Annotated in this window: 13 protein-coding genes and 5 tRNA genes; 12 read left to right on the top strand and 6 right to left on the bottom strand. The window is 43.0% G+C overall.

Annotation, left to right across the window (positions count from 1 at the left end; all coding sequences use genetic code 11):
• Positions 1–118: 118 nt before the first annotated feature.
• Positions 119–544, top strand: coding sequence for a hypothetical protein (locus J8M00_RS08485; RefSeq protein WP_211009830.1), 426 nt, complete (start codon positions 119–121; stop codon positions 542–544).
• Between the two features lie 24 nt (positions 545–568).
• Here J8M00_RS08485 and folD read toward each other — a convergent pair whose 3' ends face one another.
• Positions 569–1,423, bottom strand: a complete 855-nt coding sequence (gene folD / locus J8M00_RS08480) for a bifunctional methylenetetrahydrofolate dehydrogenase/methenyltetrahydrofolate cyclohydrolase FolD (RefSeq protein WP_211009829.1) — start codon at positions 1,421–1,423, stop codon at positions 569–571.
• A gap of 390 nt (positions 1,424–1,813) precedes the next feature.
• Between folD and J8M00_RS08475 the strand changes: the two genes are divergently transcribed.
• From J8M00_RS08475 to ppiD, 11 genes are all read left to right on the top strand, one after another.
• Positions 1,814–1,890 (top strand) — tRNA-Pro (locus tag J8M00_RS08475).
• A 49-nt stretch (positions 1,891–1,939) separates the two neighbouring features.
• Positions 1,940–2,016: transfer RNA gene (locus tag J8M00_RS08470), tRNA-Arg, on the top strand.
• 28 nt (positions 2,017–2,044) lie between these two features.
• A tRNA-His gene (locus J8M00_RS08465) sits at positions 2,045–2,120 on the top strand.
• A 21-nt stretch (positions 2,121–2,141) separates the two neighbouring features.
• Positions 2,142–2,218 (top strand) — tRNA-Pro (locus tag J8M00_RS08460).
• Between the two features lie 23 nt (positions 2,219–2,241).
• A tRNA-Pro gene (locus tag J8M00_RS08455) sits at positions 2,242–2,318 on the top strand.
• A 276-nt stretch (positions 2,319–2,594) separates the two neighbouring features.
• Entirely contained in the window at positions 2,595–3,902 is a 1,308-nt protein-coding gene (gene tig / locus J8M00_RS08450) for a trigger factor (protein WP_211009828.1), read from the top strand.
• A 188-nt stretch (positions 3,903–4,090) separates the two neighbouring features.
• Positions 4,091–4,699 (top strand): ATP-dependent Clp endopeptidase proteolytic subunit ClpP, encoded by a 609-nt coding sequence (clpP, locus tag J8M00_RS08445; RefSeq protein WP_023397164.1) that lies wholly within the window; start codon positions 4,091–4,093, stop codon positions 4,697–4,699.
• A 233-nt stretch (positions 4,700–4,932) separates the two neighbouring features.
• On the top strand, positions 4,933–6,216 hold the full coding sequence (clpX, locus tag J8M00_RS08440; protein WP_023397163.1) for an ATP-dependent protease ATP-binding subunit ClpX: 1,284 nt from the start codon (positions 4,933–4,935) through the stop codon (positions 6,214–6,216).
• A gap of 123 nt (positions 6,217–6,339) precedes the next feature.
• Positions 6,340–8,709, top strand: a complete 2,370-nt coding sequence (gene lon, locus J8M00_RS08435) for an endopeptidase La (RefSeq protein ID WP_211009827.1) — start codon at positions 6,340–6,342, stop codon at positions 8,707–8,709.
• A gap of 209 nt (positions 8,710–8,918) precedes the next feature.
• Complete coding sequence (gene hupB / locus J8M00_RS08430; protein ID WP_023397161.1) at positions 8,919–9,191, top strand: nucleoid-associated protein HU-beta; 273 nt, start codon at positions 8,919–8,921, stop codon at positions 9,189–9,191.
• 159 nt (positions 9,192–9,350) lie between these two features.
• Positions 9,351–11,264, top strand: coding sequence for a peptidylprolyl isomerase (gene ppiD / locus J8M00_RS08425; RefSeq protein ID WP_211009826.1), 1,914 nt, complete (start codon positions 9,351–9,353; stop codon positions 11,262–11,264).
• A 76-nt stretch (positions 11,265–11,340) separates the two neighbouring features.
• Here ppiD and J8M00_RS08420 read toward each other — a convergent pair whose 3' ends face one another.
• The 5 genes from J8M00_RS08420 to J8M00_RS08400 are packed head-to-tail and all read right to left on the bottom strand — an operon-like array spanning position 11,341 to position 16,648.
• Entirely contained in the window at positions 11,341–12,102 is a 762-nt protein-coding gene (locus J8M00_RS08420) for an ATP-binding cassette domain-containing protein (protein ID WP_211009825.1), read from the bottom strand.
• Entirely contained in the window at positions 12,087–13,094 is a 1,008-nt protein-coding gene (locus tag J8M00_RS08415) for a peptide ABC transporter ATP-binding protein (protein ID WP_211009824.1), read from the bottom strand. Before J8M00_RS08415 ends, J8M00_RS08420 begins: the two co-directional genes overlap by 16 nt.
• Complete coding sequence (locus tag J8M00_RS08410; protein WP_211009823.1) at positions 13,094–13,987, bottom strand: ABC transporter permease subunit; 894 nt, start codon at positions 13,985–13,987, stop codon at positions 13,094–13,096. The genes J8M00_RS08415 and J8M00_RS08410 overlap by 1 nt, the downstream gene beginning before the upstream one ends.
• Complete coding sequence (locus tag J8M00_RS08405; protein ID WP_211009931.1) at positions 13,974–15,008, bottom strand: ABC transporter permease; 1,035 nt, start codon at positions 15,006–15,008, stop codon at positions 13,974–13,976. Before J8M00_RS08405 ends, J8M00_RS08410 begins: the two co-directional genes overlap by 14 nt.
• Positions 15,005–16,648: an ABC transporter substrate-binding protein gene (locus J8M00_RS08400; RefSeq protein WP_211009822.1), complete on the bottom strand. Its 1,644-nt coding sequence runs from the start codon at positions 16,646–16,648 to the stop codon at positions 15,005–15,007. Before J8M00_RS08400 ends, J8M00_RS08405 begins: the two co-directional genes overlap by 4 nt.
• Between the last annotated feature and the right edge of the window lie 14 nt (positions 16,649–16,662).

The raw sequence follows: 16,662 nt of genomic DNA, 5'->3' as shown, positions 1-16,662 counted from the left end.
TATTACAAGGAGCAAATATTCAATAAGGGATAAGCGACTATATATTGGCGTGACACTTGCTTTAAACAAGGCGAAAAGGCCGCAGTAGGCAATTGCTGGCCGACGTTTAAAGGAGATAATGATGCTGCTACACAGAACATCCGCAATGAACCACACAGAAAGCCTTTCGGATAAGCCTGCCACCGCAAAAAAGACCCAAGAGCGAGATACTCAGACACATATGTTTGCAAAAGAGATGAGTAGCCAAGTTGTTGAGTCGGAGCTTTCTTTAGCACTGAAGCAAAAAGATCTTTCGACATCGCGATTGAATGACAGCTTTTTAGCTAAGGCACAGCAAACTATGATGTTTAACCGCCTTGGCGTCAATGAAGAAAAAATCAAAGAGATAGAATCCCAAATGAGAGAGCTGGTTGATAGATTAGAATCAGGCGCGATAGAACAAAAGGAATTTGAAAAACAAATGTCCATGTTACAGTCAATGCTTGCTAAAGAGTATAGAGGGGGCAGGGATGGAGAAACTGAGGAACAATTGGAGCACCCATAGCAGGCGAATGCTCCAATTGGTTAACTAGCTGTGATATTTATCGCAAGCTTCTAATGTATTTTCTATAAGGCTAGCGACTGTCATTGGACCGACGCCTCCAGGAACAGGAGTGATGAAGCTGGCTTTTTGTTCTGCGATATCATACTGCACATCACCAACGAGTTTACCTGACTCTAAACGGTTAATTCCAACATCAATAACAATCGCACCTTCTTTTACCCACTCGCCCGGAATGAATTCCGGTTTGCCTACTGCAACGACAAGTAAATCGGCACGGCGAACATGCGACTCAAGGTCTTGTGTAAACTTATGGCACACGGTTGTAGTACAGCCTGCGAGCAATAGCTCTAGTGACATAGGTCTACCAACGATATTTGATGCACCAACAACAACGGCATGCATGCCTTTATAACGGACGCCTGTTGACTCTAATAATGTAATAATACCTTTCGGTGTACACGGTCTCAGCGCGGGCATTCTTTGTGCCAACCTTCCAACGTTGTACGGGTGAAACCCATCAACATCTTTATGAGGTTGAATACGTTCAAGAATTTTCTCTGCATCTAGCCCTTCAGGTAAAGGTAGCTGTACTAAGATTCCATCTACTTCTGGATCTGTATTTAGGCTATCGACTAGCTCGAGTAACTGTGCTTCGCTTGTATCGCTTGGTAGGTCGTAGGATTTTGATACAAAGCCAACTTCTTCACATGCTTTACGCTTTGAGCCAACGTATACTTGACTCGCCGGGTCTTGTCCGACAAGTACTACTGCTAATCCTGGAGCTCTAAGCCCTTGAGTTACGCGCTGTTCAACACGAGTTGCGACTGTATTGCGAACCTGTTTCGCAATTGCTTTGCCATCTATGATGTTTGCCGTCATGGGTGACCTTTATATATGGGGGTTAGTTACTTGAACGATTATAGAGTCTATATAGAGGGACTCTAGTAATAATTTTTACTACAGCTGATATATCTAGCAATTACAGAGTTGCATTAATAGATAAACCAACGGTGTTGCCTATATTTTCGCAAACTTAAGCTAATTAGCCAAGTTAGATTCCGAGATTAAGCATGTGTATTAGTATAAGTCACGGCGGAAGTTGGGCGAATTTTGGCTTTTTCAGCTGCTTTTTGACCCTTTTGTGTCAAAAATAGGCAGTTGAACGAATTTATAAAAAAAATGTTTGACCTCAACAACTCAAATCTCTATTATGCACCCCGTTGCCAACGAGGGGTGTTAAACAAAAACATTCTTAGTAAGTAACAAAATCGGCGATTAGCGCAGCTTGGTAGCGCACTTGGTTTGGGTCCAAGGGGTCGCAGGTTCAAATCCTGCATCGCCGACCACTTTCTTCTAAAGTTAGTGGGTGGATAGCACACAAGTGTTGTTTGTGTTGCGCCCGTAGCTCAGCTGGATAGAGCAACGGCCTTCTAAGCCGTGGGTCGAAGGTTCGAATCCTTCCGGGTGCGCCATTTAAACAAAGTCCACAAGTATGTAGTGGCGGCTGTAGCTCAGTTGGTAGAGCCCTGGATTGTGATTCCGGTTGTCGTGGGTTCGAGCCCCATCAGTCGCCCCATCTACACACTCAAAAATATATCGGCGATTAGCGCAGCTTGGTAGCGCACTTGGTTTGGGTCCAAGGGGTCGCAGGTTCAAATCCTGCATCGCCGACCACTTTTCTGAAAAATATATATTATCGGCGATTAGCGCAGCTTGGTAGCGCACTTGGTTTGGGTCCAAGGGGTCGCAGGTTCAAATCCTGCATCGCCGACCACTTCCTCTCATAAATTTCATCATTTTTTTTATCTCTTTAATTTACTCCTATTTTATCTATCAATTATTTGTTCTGATTGCTCGACTCTCCCGTTTTATAGGTTATAATGCCGCGTCTAATGTTTAACATAGTGCCCTGATGGGGCAGGCAGCAAGCCTGACATGTAATTGGTTTTGAATGAATGCGATTAAATGCGTTGTTTCCGATTACACTTTAATGTCGACTTGTTTGTGAAGGAAGGCGCGTTGCCGCCAAAAATGAAAATTGAGGTATATCATGCAAGTTTCTGTTGAGACGACTCAAGGCCTTGAGCGCCGTCTGACTATCACCGTTCCTGCAGAGAACGTTGAGACTGAAGTAAAAAAACGCTTACAACAACTGTCTAAAACACAGCGTATTGACGGTTTCCGTCCTGGTAAAGTACCAGTTTCTGTGATCAACAAGCGCTACGGTGCAGCAGTTCGTCAAGAAGTTGCTGGCGACCTTATGCAGCGTAACTACATCGAAGCAATTGTTTCTGAGAAAATTAACCCTGCGGGTGCTCCAAGCTTCGCGCCAAAAACTTTAGAAGCTGGTAAAGATCTAGAGTTTGAAGCAACTTTTGAAGTTTACCCAGAAGTTGAGCTTAAAGATCTAGATAAAGTAACTGTTGAAAAGCCAGTTGTTACAGTGACTGAAGATGATTTAGCAAACATGCTAGAAACACTTCGTAAGCAACATGCATCTTGGACTGAAGTAGATGCTGCTGCAGGCGAAAGCGACCGTGTAACAGTTGACTTCCTTGGTACAGTTGACGGTGAAGAGTTTGAAGGCGGCAAAGCTGAAGACTTCCCTCTAGAGCTTGGCCAAGGTCGAATGATCCCAGGTTTTGAAGATGGTATCGTTGGTAAAAAAGCAGGCGAAGAAGTTGTTGCAGACGTAACTTTCCCTGAAGAGTACCACGCTGAAAACCTAAAAGGTAAGCCTGCTCAATTCACTATCACAGTGAAAAAAGTAGAAGTTCAAGAACTTCCTGAACTAAGCGATGAGTTCGCAACTAAATTCGGCGTTGCTGAAGGCGGTGTTGATGCGCTTAAAGAAGAAGTTAAGAAAAACATGACGCGTGAACTTGACCAAGCTGTAAAAGCAAAGGTTAAAGAGCAAGCAATCAAAGGTCTACTAGACACAAACGAAGTTGAAGTACCTAAAGCGCTTATCGATCAAGAAATCGATGCACTTCGTCAACAGGCTGCACAGCGTTTTGGCGGCGACGCTAAAAACATGCCAGAGCTACCAGCTGAGCTTTTCCATGAGCAAGCTGTAACACGCGTTAAGACTGGCCTTCTTCTTGGTGAAGTGATCAAGGCAAACGACATCAAAGTTGACGATGCTAAAGTTGAGTCACTAATTGAAACTGTTGCTTCTGCATATGAAGATCCTTCAGAAGTAGTTAACTACTACAAAGAAAATGATCAATTAATGCAGCAAATGCGTAATGTTGCAATGGAAGAGCAAGCTGTAGAAGCTGTACTTTCAAGTGCAACGGTTACTGATGTTGAGCAATCTTTCGACGACATCATGAACCCTCAGCAAGCTGCAGAGTAAGTTTCTTACCTCGTCTTAGAGGAAAGCATTGACTTACAGCTAAGCTAACGCTTAAATGGCTCGTAATGCTCTGTTAAATGCAGTGCTGCGAGCCTTTTTCGTTATTAGAGTTAATAATTTAAGGTCTGTTCAAGAGAGAGTCTTGAATGACGCAGCAAACCTGCCTCGCATATAAAGGAACCAATAATATGAATGACGGTATGATAGACCCGCTAAACGCCTTAGTACCTATGGTTGTTGAACAAACAGCAAAAGGTGAGCGTTCTTACGATATTTACTCGCGCCTTCTAAAAGAAAGAATTATCTTTTTAACAGGCCAAGTTGAAGATCATATGGCCAACTTAATTGTTGCGCAGATGCTGTTTTTAGAGTCAGAAAGCCCTGACAAAGATATTTTCTTGTATATCAACTCCCCAGGTGGTTCTGTAACCGCGGGCATGTCGATCTACGATACCATGAACTTTATCAAGCCAGACGTGAGCACGGTATGCGTAGGGCAAGCTGCGAGCATGGGAGCGTTTTTGTTATCTGGTGGTGCCAAAGGCAAACGTTACTGTCTACCAAACTCTCGTGTTATGATTCATCAACCATTAGGTGGCTTCCAAGGTCAGGCATCTGACTTCGAGATTCATGCCAAAGAAATCTTAACAATCAAAGAAAAATTAAATAGGTTGATGGCTGAGCACACGGGTCAACCGTATGATGTCGTTGCCAATGATACTGACCGTGATAACTTTATGAACGCTCAAGAAGCGGTAGAGTATGGGTTAGTTGACGCGGTACATACAAGCCGCTAAAGATTAAAAACTAAAGAAAGGTGGTACATTACACCTTGAAATAATAAAACTTGGATCTATATCTTAAGGATGTCCAAGTTGACTTACTTTCGGTGTAAAAAAAGCTACTTTTGACCGAGTAGCACCACTTTGCTTTAGCTTAGTTATGCCAACTGAAAGTTTATTTGGTATAGTTAAAGCATGTATTGTGTTATCGAATTAGAGATAACTCACCAAATTTAAGAGGTAGTTGAATGTCAGACACTCCTACAGACGGCGACAAGAATAGCAAGCTCTTGTACTGCTCATTTTGTGGTAAGAGTCAGCACGAAGTACGCAAATTGATTGCTGGTCCATCAGTATATATTTGTGATGAATGCGTCGAACTGTGTAACGACATCATTAGAGAAGAGATCAAGGATATCGCGCCGCAGCATGATGCGTCTGATAAACTTCCGGTGCCTAAAGAGATCCGCAATCACTTAGATGACTATGTTATCGGTCAAGAACATGCCAAGAAAGTGTTGTCAGTAGCGGTTTATAACCATTACAAGCGACTCAAGAATCAGGGTATCAAAACAGACGTAGAACTAGGTAAAAGTAACATTCTGTTAATTGGCCCAACAGGTAGTGGTAAAACATTACTGGCAGAAACTTTGGCGAGATTATTGGACGTGCCATTTACCATGGCTGATGCGACTACCTTGACCGAAGCTGGTTACGTTGGCGAAGACGTTGAAAATATCATTCAAAAGCTTTTACAAAAGTGTGATTATGACGTTGAAAAAGCGCAGCGTGGTATCGTTTATATCGATGAAATTGATAAAATTTCACGTAAGTCTGATAATCCATCAATTACGCGAGATGTATCTGGTGAAGGTGTTCAGCAGGCGCTATTGAAATTGATCGAAGGTACAGTTGCATCTGTTCCTCCGCAAGGTGGACGCAAGCACCCTCAGCAAGAGTTTTTGCAAGTAGATACGTCAAAAATTCTATTCATTTGTGGTGGCGCATTTGCGGGCCTTGATAAGGTTATTGAACAGCGCAGTCATACCAATACCGGTATTGGTTTCGGTGCAGAAGTAAAAGCGTCTGACAGTGAACGTTCATTAAGCGAAACATTTAAAGACGTTGAGCCAGAAGATTTAGTTAAATATGGCTTAATTCCTGAGTTTATTGGTCGTCTACCAGTTGTTGCTACGCTAACTGAGCTAGATGAAGACGCATTAATACAAATTCTGAATGAGCCAAAAAATGCGCTGACAAAACAGTATGGTGCGCTATTTAAGATGGAAGGCGTTGAGCTTGAATTCCGTGAAGATGCTTTAAAAGCGATTGCGCATAAAGCAATGGAACGTAAAACAGGTGCTCGTGGACTTCGCTCTATCGTTGAAGCTGTGCTCCTTGAAACTATGTATGAGCTTCCTTCGATTGAAGATGTTAGCAAGGTTGTGATTGACGAGACTGTAATTAAAGGGGAGTCAGATCCCATTTTAATTTACGAAAATAGTGGTCAAGATAAAGCTGCATCTGAATGAATTATCAGATAAGTTAGAAAAGGAGCCTAGTGCTCCTTTTTTTGTCCAAGAGTTGAACTTTATAGAGGTCATCCCCATATACCTCTGTAATCTTAAAAATAAATGAAGTGCAAAGAGAACATAATGACGCTTGAGAGAACGGATCGAGTTGAAATTCCAGTGTTAGCACTGCGCGATGTCGTGGTTTACCCTCATATGGTGATCCCGCTATTCGTTGGTAGAGAGAAATCTATTAGATGTCTCGAAGCTGCAATGGAAAATGACAAGCAAATTTTTTTAGTGGCTCAAAAAGAAGCCTCCATCGATGATCCTAGCACTGACGATATCTATGAAGTCGGTACGGTTGCTACGGTTTTGCAGTTATTGAAGTTACCTGATGGTACCGTTAAGGTGCTGGTAGAAGGGACACAAAGAGCAAGAATTGATGAGTTTTTAGTAACGGATGAGTATTTCTTAGCGCAAGCTCAATTTATTGCCTCTGAAAATATTGCCGAGCAAGAGCAAGATATTTTTATCCGTAGCGCAGTAAGTCAGTTTGAAGGGTATGTAAAACTCAATAAAAAAATCCCACCTGAAGTACTGACTTCCGTGTCTGGTATTGATGAAACTGCGCGTTTAGCAGACACGATGGCAGCACACATGCCAATTAAGGTACCTGAAAAGCAAAAAGTACTTGAATTGTATAATGTGACGGAGCGACTCGAGTATTTAATGGCTTTGATGGAAGGTGAAATAGACTTACTTCAAGTTGAGAAAAAGATCCGTTCTCGCGTGAAAAAGCAGATGGAAAAGTCACAGCGAGAGTACTATCTCAATGAGCAAATGAAGGCCATTCAAAAAGAGCTCGGTGAGTTAGACGACGTCCCTGATGAATTTGAAACCCTGAAAAAGCGCATCAGTGAAGCTCAAATGCCTAAAGAGGCAGAAGAAAAAGCGGCGTCTGAACTGAATAAGCTGAAAATGATGTCGCCGATGTCTGCAGAAGCGACAGTTGTTCGCTCCTATATTGATACACTGATCAACGTTCCTTGGAAAAAGCGCTCCAAGGTGAAAAAAGATTTGGCGAATGCGCAAAAGATTTTAGATGCCGACCATTACGGGCTAGATAAAGTTAAAGAGCGTATTATTGAGTATCTAGCGGTTCAGCAGCGCATTAACAAGCTTAAAGGCCCCATTTTATGTCTCGTTGGTCCACCGGGTGTTGGTAAAACGAGCTTGGGTCAATCTATTGCGCGATCAACTGGGCGTAAATATGTTCGCATGGCGCTCGGTGGCGTACGTGATGAAGCCGAGATCCGTGGACACCGTCGTACGTATATCGGCTCAATGCCTGGCAAGCTGATTCAAAGCATGAGTAAGGTTGGGGTTAAAAACCCGCTGTTCTTACTCGATGAAATCGACAAAATGTCATCAGATATGCGTGGCGATCCTGCTTCTGCGTTGCTTGAGGTATTAGATCCTGAGCAAAATAGCAGTTTTGCGGACCATTATTTAGAAGTTGAATATGACCTATCCGACGTGATGTTTGTTGCGACATCAAATAGTTTCAACATTCCGGGTCCGTTACTTGATCGTATGGAAGTTATTCGCCTCTCAGGGTATACAGAAGACGAAAAGTTAAATATTTCAAAGCAGCACTTGATCCCTAAGCAAATTAAGCGCAATGGCTTGAAGGCTGGTGAAATCGAGATTGAAGACAGCGCGATTATTAACACAATCAGATACTACACGCGTGAAGCGGGTGTGCGTAATCTAGAGCGTGAGATGTCTAAACTGTGCCGTAAAGCTGTGAAAGCAATTTTATTGGATAAAGATCAAAAGAAAGTCGTAATTAACGCAGACAACCTAGAGAGCTTTTTAGGTGTGCAGCGTTTTGACTATGGTAAAGCAGAAGATGGCGACCGCGTTGGTCAAGTGACTGGTTTGGCATGGACTGAAGTGGGTGGTGATTTACTGACGATAGAAAGCGCTGCGGTTCCTGGTAAGGGTAAACTATCCTATACAGGTTCCTTGGGTGATGTTATGCAAGAGTCTATTCAGGCTGCGATGACTGTGGTCAGAAACCGTGCTGAAAAGTTACGAATTAATGCTGACTTTTACGAAAAACGTGACATCCATGTTCATGTGCCAGAGGGCGCTACACCTAAAGATGGTCCAAGTGCGGGTATTGCGATGGTCACAGGCTTAGTATCGAGCTTGACAGGTAATCCTGTGAAAAGCGATGTGGCTATGACTGGTGAGATCACACTCCGAGGTGAAGTACTGCCTATTGGTGGCTTGAAAGAAAAGCTTTTGGCTGCACATAGAGGTGGGATCAAGACTGTGGTCATTCCTAAAAAGAATGAAAGGGACTTAAAAGAAATCCCTGAAAATGTCTTAGAGGGCTTAGAGATCCACCCAGTTACTTGGATTGAAGACGTTTTATCAATCGCCCTTGCTCAACCTGTGGACAGTTTTACTGTTGAAACGCAAAAAACTGCTGCGAAAGCTTAAAAAAGTCGAGAAAAAGGGTTTTCAAATCCTAATGGTGTGCTAAGTTAAGCACTGGATTTAGGCCTAGGGCACGGGAAGCCCCGTAGATTCTAGGCTGTAATACATTTAAGCAATAGAGAATCGAAAGATTTCTCGTAGTTAACAACAAAAGTGATGTTAGTTTTAAACCACCATCGCTCTTGATAATAACAATGTAAGAGGATGATATTGTGAATAAATCTCAATTAATCGATCAAATCGCAGCTGATGCTGATATTTCTAAGGCCGCTGCTGGTCGTGCTCTGGATTCATTCATTGAGTCAGTAACCGCTGCGCTAAAAGATGGCGACTCAGTTGCCCTTGTAGGCTTTGGTACTTTTTCTGTTCGTGAGCGCGCTGCACGTACAGGTCGTAACCCTCAAACGGGTGCTGCAATTGATATTGCTGCTGCTAACATCCCTGCTTTTAAAGCTGGTAAAGCTTTAAAAGACGCGGTTAACTAAGAAAAGCTTATATTTTTACAATCACACTATTGTTAAATAGATGTAATTGGACGCATAAGCTTCAAGATAAAAAGCGTATCTGGTAAGATACGCTTTTTTTACATGAGCTAACTGATGCAAAGTACCTTGGTGCTTTGACTTAGATAAGAGATAGAACAAATGCTTGAAAAGATTAGAGAGGGCTCTCAGGGCCTTGCTGCCAAGATCGTTCTTGGTGCAGTTATCTTGTCTTTTGCGCTGGCAGGGATCGGTGGTTACCTAGGTCAAACCACAGAGCAACCAGTTGCAGAAGTCAATGGTGTTAAAATTACCCAGTTGGAATTTGCAAGGGCGTTCGAAAATGAACGTGGTAGATTAGAACAGCAATTTGGCGAGTACTTCGAGCAAATCGCTTCTGATCCAACTTATATGGCACAAATTCGTCAAGGTGTTGTAGATCGCTTGGTACAACAAGAGCTACAAAACCAACTTGCTATTGAGCTTGGGCTACGTGTGAGCGATGAGCAGATCAAGCAAGCCATTTTTGAAATGCCGTATTTTCAGATTGGTGGTCAATTCAGCAATGAGCGTTATTTACAGCTGATCAGACAAATGAACTTTCAACCAGATGACTTCCGTGAATATCTGCGCGAAGAGATGACGCGTAACCAATTGGTTTCTGCGATTGCTGGTTCTGATTTTGCGTTGGAGAGTGAAGTAAAACAGACGCTTGTTTTACAACAACAGACTCGTGATGTGGATTATCTAGTACTAGATAAAGAGACCTTAAAAGATCAGGTTTCGGTAACAGAATCTGAAATTCAAGACCATTACGAATTGAATCAAGACCAGTTTATGTCACCAGAGCAAGTTGCGCTGAACTACATTGAACTTAAAGCTGATGATATGGAACTACTAGAGCCTGTCACAGATGAGCAGGTAAGAGCTTATTACGATGAAAACCAAGCTCAGTACTCTGAAGATGAAAGGCGTCGTGTTTCACATATCCTAGTTGAGAACTTGGAAGATGCGGAAGCTGCTAAAACAAAAGTACAAGACCTATATGCTCAGCTTCAAGCTGGAGCAGATTTTGCGAAGCTTGCACAAGAGCATTCAGACGATGTTGCAAGCGGCGAGCTAGGCGGTGATCTTGATTGGATTGAGCGTGATATGATGGATCCAGCATTTGAAGAAGCCGCTTTTGCTTTGGCAAACGTAGGTGAATTTTCAGATGTTGTAGAATCAGAATTTGGTTTTCACATTATCCAATTGACAGATCTTCAAGCGCAAGAAGTAAAACCTTTTGCGGAGCTAGAAGCGGAATTACGTGCTGAGTTAGAACAAAATGCGAAAATTGATGCGTTTTACGGCAAGCAAGAAGAAGTACGTGAGTTAGCGTTTGAAGTTGCAGATACACTAGAAGATGCAGCGGCAGCAGCTGAAGTAGAAGTGAAAAGCACTGAACTTGTTGCGCGCAACTTATTACCTGCACCGCTAAATCAGCCTACGGTAACTCGTGCTATTTTCACACCAGAATTACTGGAAGACGGCGTGAACTCTGAAGTAATTGAAGTTGCACCTGAGCATGTAGTTGTAGTGAGAGTCGTTGAGCATAAACCAGCTTCTGTTAAACCGCTTGAAGAGGTGTCTGCGCAAATCAAATCACGTTTAGAGAATGACAAAGCATCTGAGCTGGCAAAAGAAAAAGCAGAGACGTTATTTGCACAACTTGAAGAAGGCAAAGCGCTTGCAGATATCGCTACTGCTGAATCGCTTGAAATGAAGACTGAAGCTTCGTTAGCGCGTCAGAGCTTTGCTGTTTCACCTGCTTTGGTGACTAAGGCGTTCAAATTGCCTCACCCTGCTGAAGGAAGCACATCTAAAGCAATGGTTGAATTAAATAACGGCGATTCAGCATTGTTAGTTGTTAAAGCTGTGAACATTGCAGATGTTGCAGGTGAGCTTGAACCTCAACAGAAGCAAAGCATTACTAGAACTCAAGTGAACAAGAACTATCTTGCACTGTTAAGCGCATTAGAAGGCACGGCGGATATCGTGAAGCCGAGCACGTTTGAAGTAGCAGAAGAAAACTAAGACACTTCTAATGATGAATAAAAAAACCACCGCAAGGTGGTTTTTTTATTTTAACAGAGGTCTTTTATTGTCAGATTTACACCGCCAATAGCTTTTTCATCACTTTGGATTGAGGGCGATTGAATATCGTGTCACAACAGCCATATTCGACAGCTTCACCATTGTTCAATACCAACAGTTTATCACTCATATGTTTTACTAGGCTAAGGTGATGAGTGATAAGCACATAGGTTAAATCAGTCTCTTGCTGCAGCTTAAGTAATAAGTTAACTATTTGCGCTCTGACAGACGGATCCAATGAAGATAGTGCTTCATCCAAAACTACTACTTTAGGATCTAAAATCAGCGCTCTGGCAAGTGCTACACGTTGTAATTGCCCTCCACTAAACATATGAGGGTAATATTCATAGTGTTCAGATAACAACCCAACACGAGATAATGTCAGCTCAATTTTTTTATTACGCTGCACTTCCGTTAATTTGGTATTGAAGCGCAGACAATCATCTAACATTTCACCTATAGTAAGGCCAGGGTTGAGAGAGCGTGTGGGGTCTTGGAATATAAGGCGAATATGATGGCATTCTCGTCTAGTTGTGCCATCGTCGACAATCATGTCACCATTTAATAATATCTGCCCTGAATCAGCGTCTTCGGCTCCGGCAAGCACTTTAGCAAGTGTACTTTTTCCTGAACCAGTTTCACCTATCACAGCCAGTGTTTGTCCTGGCGCTACCGCAAACGAAATATCATTCAATACTTTAACTTTATTGCGGCTAAATAGCCCAGAGCGTGTTTTAAACGTTTTACTCAGCGCCTGAACTTTTAACACGGGTTGCATTTTTTCTTCTCTCTATTGAGTGGAAAATGACATGCATAAGAATGACCATGAGACTTGACCAACAAAGGGGTTGCAACACATTCTTTTTGCGCCTGTGGACAGCGAGGTCCTAATCGGCAGCCAATGGGTAAGTGCTGCAAAGGCGGAATTGTGCCTTTTAGGGCGTAAAAAGGGGCTTTGTGGCCTAAGCCGTGGGCATAGTCTGGTAATGACTTGACCAGTGCTTGCGTGTAAGGGTGATATGGATCAGTGAACACTTTTTTGGTCGGGCCCGCTTCAACCATCTGTCCGCAATATAAAACATGGATTGCATGAGACCATTGAGTTATTTCTTCTAACTCATGGGAAATCATTAGTATCGACATGTTTTTTAGTTGGTTTAAACTCTTGAGCAGCCTAAAAACTTGAGCGCGTGTGGTGCTTTCTAACGCGGTTGTGGGCTCATCAGCAATCAGTAATTGCGGATTTCTCGCGATTGCCATAGCAATCATTACTTTTTGGCATACTCCTTCGGACAATTCATGCGGATAACTGCTCGATACTTTTTCATCTTCACGTATTCCTACTTTGTGAAGAAGTGCTTTTACTTTCGTCTTCCGCTCCTTTTTTCGGCCAAAGAAGCCGGCCTTGAAGCAATCATCAGGCAGCGATTCAGCTACCTGCTCGAAAATCTTCGCCGTTGGATCTAAGCTTCTGCGGGGTTCTTGATATATCATCGCCATATCCCGGCCAACCACTTTTCGGCGTTTTTCCGGGCTTAGGCGCATTAAATCGACACCACGCCAATGCATTCGGTCAGCCGTGATACGCCAGCGGGCATTGAGTACACCAACAATGGCTTTTGCAATTAAACTTTTTCCGGAACCTGACTCACCAACAAGTGCATGTACTTCGCCTTCTTTAAGGCTCAAGTTTACTTTATCAACTGCACGGATCACGCCATCTTCGGTCGGCAGTTCAATGGTGAGATTTTTAATGTCAAGTAGTTGCATTAGGTTGCCTTTCTAGCTTGGAGTGCTTTTCTCAGCCCATCTCCAACAAGGTTAGTGGCTAACACAGACAAAAACAATAGGGCACCAGGTAAACCTACAGTCCAAGGTGCGAGATATATAAGCCCCAAGTTTTCGGCCAGCATGGCACCCCATTCTGTAGTTGGAGGCTGAGCTCCCAATTTTAGAAAGCCAAGTGCTGCGATATCAAGGATAGCCGTAGAAAGCGCTAGGGTAAATATGACCACAACATGTTCATAAATATTTGGAAATACGCCACGAAATAGGATGTGAGTTCGACTTGCACCGTCCAATCTATAGGCGCCAATATAATCTTTATTCAACTCGTCTACGACTAGGTTGCGGATGGAGTGAATATGTTGCGGTAACAAAGCTAGAATAATTGCCCAAACCGTGTTCAGTAGTCCGGGGCCTAAAATAGCGATAATAATGATTGCCAAAAGCAGTGATGGTATCGCCAGCGTAATATCAAGTAAGTGATTTAAAATACTAGATTTAAACCCTCGGTTGATCCCTGCAAGAGTACCAAGAATCACCCCTAAAACAGTTGTTACAAGCGCGGCAACGATAGACAAACCAAAGGTATAGGTAGCACCATTCATCAGGCGAGAAAGCACATCTCTGCCAAGATCATCTGTGCCGAGAATAAAGTGTACATCACCATCATCATGCCAAGACGGAGGTATAAGCAGTGCGTCACTGTGTTGTTGGTCAATGCCATATGGGGCCAATAGCGGGGCAGTCATTGCTAATAGGGTTAGTCCGATGAACATCCACAGCCCAACAAGAGCGAGGTGATTCGCTTTGAAATTTCGCCATAGGCGAGATAGTGGTGAGCGGTTCGACTCTTCGCTATATAAACTAAACTTTGCCATGAGACTGGTTCCTAGACACGGGGTCAAGTAAAGAGTGAGTCAAATCCGCCAGCATATTTGCAAAGATAACGAACATTGACACAGCGAGCAGTCCGCCCTGAATGGCTGGATAGTCCCGTTGATAAATACTGTCTATTAACCATCGACCTATGCCGGGCCAAGAGAAAATGACTTCGGTGACCATAGCCAATGTGATCAGTGTGCTAAATTGTAGGCCAATTTGCTTTATGACAGGTAACAGAGCATTGCGCAGTGCATGGTCCAAAATAATTTGTCTGCGGTTTAGGCCTTTTGCTCTTGCGGTCTTAATGTAATTTTGTTCCAACACATTGAGCATAGAATCTCTAGTAAACCTGGTAAGTACGGTTGTTGGATACATTGCTAGAACAATTGTTGGTAGTGCTAAATGATGCAGTGCGTCAAGAAATGCTTGTCCACCATAAGGAAAGTCAAGCAGCCAAATGTCTAACAGAATAAAATTAGTAACGGCGGGAATTTCGTATAAAAGGCCAATTCGGCCAGACATGGGAAACCAGCCAAAGCCGAGGCAAAAAACCATAATAAGCAACAATGCGAGCCAAAAAACTGGAATAGAGAAGCCAAGTAGGGTGAGTGTACTAATGACTTTGTCAGGCCATTTTTTATGGTAGGCACTGGTAATGATCCCCGCAGGGATCCCTAATAGAATGGCGACAACCAAAGCGTAAAAACAAAGCTCAAGTGTTGCAGGGAGCAGCAGTGCAACATGTGAGGAAACGGTTTGACCAGATGATAAAGATACACCCCAGTCACCTTCAATTAATCGTCCGATAAAGGCGCTGTATTGCACAATAACGTTATCTTCGATGCGATACTTTTCTTCGAGCAATTGAGACTGACTAAAGCTGGTATTGATCTGTCCACTAAAGTTAGTCAGCAAATCCCCGGGAAATAGGTAATTTAAGCTAAAAGTGAATGCAGTTAGTGCAAATAGCATGAACAGCAGTAAGCTTAGACGTCGCAAAAGATAGTCCAGCATTATTGTGTACCCTTCCTTACATTTGCCAGCGAGACGCCACCAAAAGGTCTCAATTCTGCACCTGAAATTTCAGCGCTGCGAGCTTGAAATCGAACTCCGTGGGCTATTGGCACTAATGGCAATTCGCGGATCAGCATCTCTTGCGCTTGTTGATAGTAGAATTTGCGCATTTTCAAGTCATTTGTATCGAGTGCTTGAGTCAAAAGAAGATCAAATTCAGGGTTACACCAATTAGCAGGGTTTTTACCAGTAAATGTCGCCGTGCAACTCAAAAGAGGACTAAAGAAGTTATCAGGGTCCGGGGTATCTGCGGCCCAGCCCAACAAAACACTATCGTGTTCATGGCGGCCAATTCGCTCGATAAAAGTATTCCATTCATACTCAACTATTCTGGTACGGATCCCTATTTGGCGTAAATCACTTTGGATAAGCTCAGCCATTTTTCGTGCGTTGGGGTTATAGATCCGAGAAACAGGCATGGCCCATAAAGTCATTTCAAAACCATTTGGAAACCCTGCTTCCGTTAAATATTGTTTTGCTTTTACAGGATCATAATAAGGCATGGCCTGTGGCGTATATGCCCAAGAAGATGGAGGTAGAATAGATTGTGCAGCGATGCCATTACCATAAAATACAGCCTGCATAATTTTATCAAAATCGATACTATGAGCGAGGGCCTTTCTAACTAACGCATTATCAAAAGGGGGCTTTTCAGTATTGAATGCCCAATATCCAACATTTAAGTTAACAGCTTTGTCGACCACGATATCTTTACGCTGTGACAGAGCTTCTAACTGCGTTGCACTTGGATGAGAGGTAATGTCGCATTCTTTTGTCAGCATTTTAGCAATGCGCGTTGTATTGTTGGTGGTAATGTCATAAACCAATTGGTCGACAGCGTGGTTGTGTTTCCAGTAAGCGTGATGTTTGTGAAAGCGTACTAAATTGTCTCTTAAGAAGTGTTTGTATTTGTATGGACCTGTGCCAATGGGCAAAGTATCGAAGAGATGTTTTTTGTCTTCACTTGCTCTAAACATGGCATATTCTTCAGAGAGTATGACCGCAAAGTCCGTGGCGATATTAGACAACAGGCTACTTTCGGCGCTAAACAGCTCAAAGCGAACCGTATATTCATCGACTTTGATTATTTTTCGGATCAGTTGGTCCATACCGACACTTTGAAAGTACGGATAATTGGCGTCGTGTACAAAGTGATAGGGGTTATAGACGTCAAACAGGCGACTAAAAGAGAAGATGACATCGTCTGCATTCATTGTGCGGCTAGGGGTAAAGTAATCAGTTGTATGAAAAGCGACGTCTTTTCTCAGTTTAAAGGTAATTTTTTTACCGTCGTCACTGATCTGCCAGCTTGTCGCCAGCTCAGGCTTAAATTCAGCCGTGATTGGATCAATACTTATCAAAGAGTTATATAATTGGTTTGCAATTATATCTATGGTGGAACCAGTGGTTGTAACCTGTGGGTTAAAGGATACTGGATTCGCCTCTGCACAGTAAACAATACCTTGTGTTTTACTGGTGGGCTTTGTTTGTGGCACTTCTCCACAAGCAGATAGAATCAAGGCCGCTGCAGCGCCTATTGTGGTTGCTTTGTATCTTTGGCTAATGTTTAACAGGCGAGTCATTCTGGTGACCACAG

The organism is Pseudoalteromonas luteoviolacea (genome assembly GCF_018100925.1).
Classification (GTDB): domain Bacteria; phylum Pseudomonadota; class Gammaproteobacteria; order Enterobacterales; family Alteromonadaceae; genus Pseudoalteromonas; species Pseudoalteromonas obscura.
Note: the sequence above shows the minus strand (reverse complement) of the source record. Positions and strands in the feature narration are given on the sequence as shown.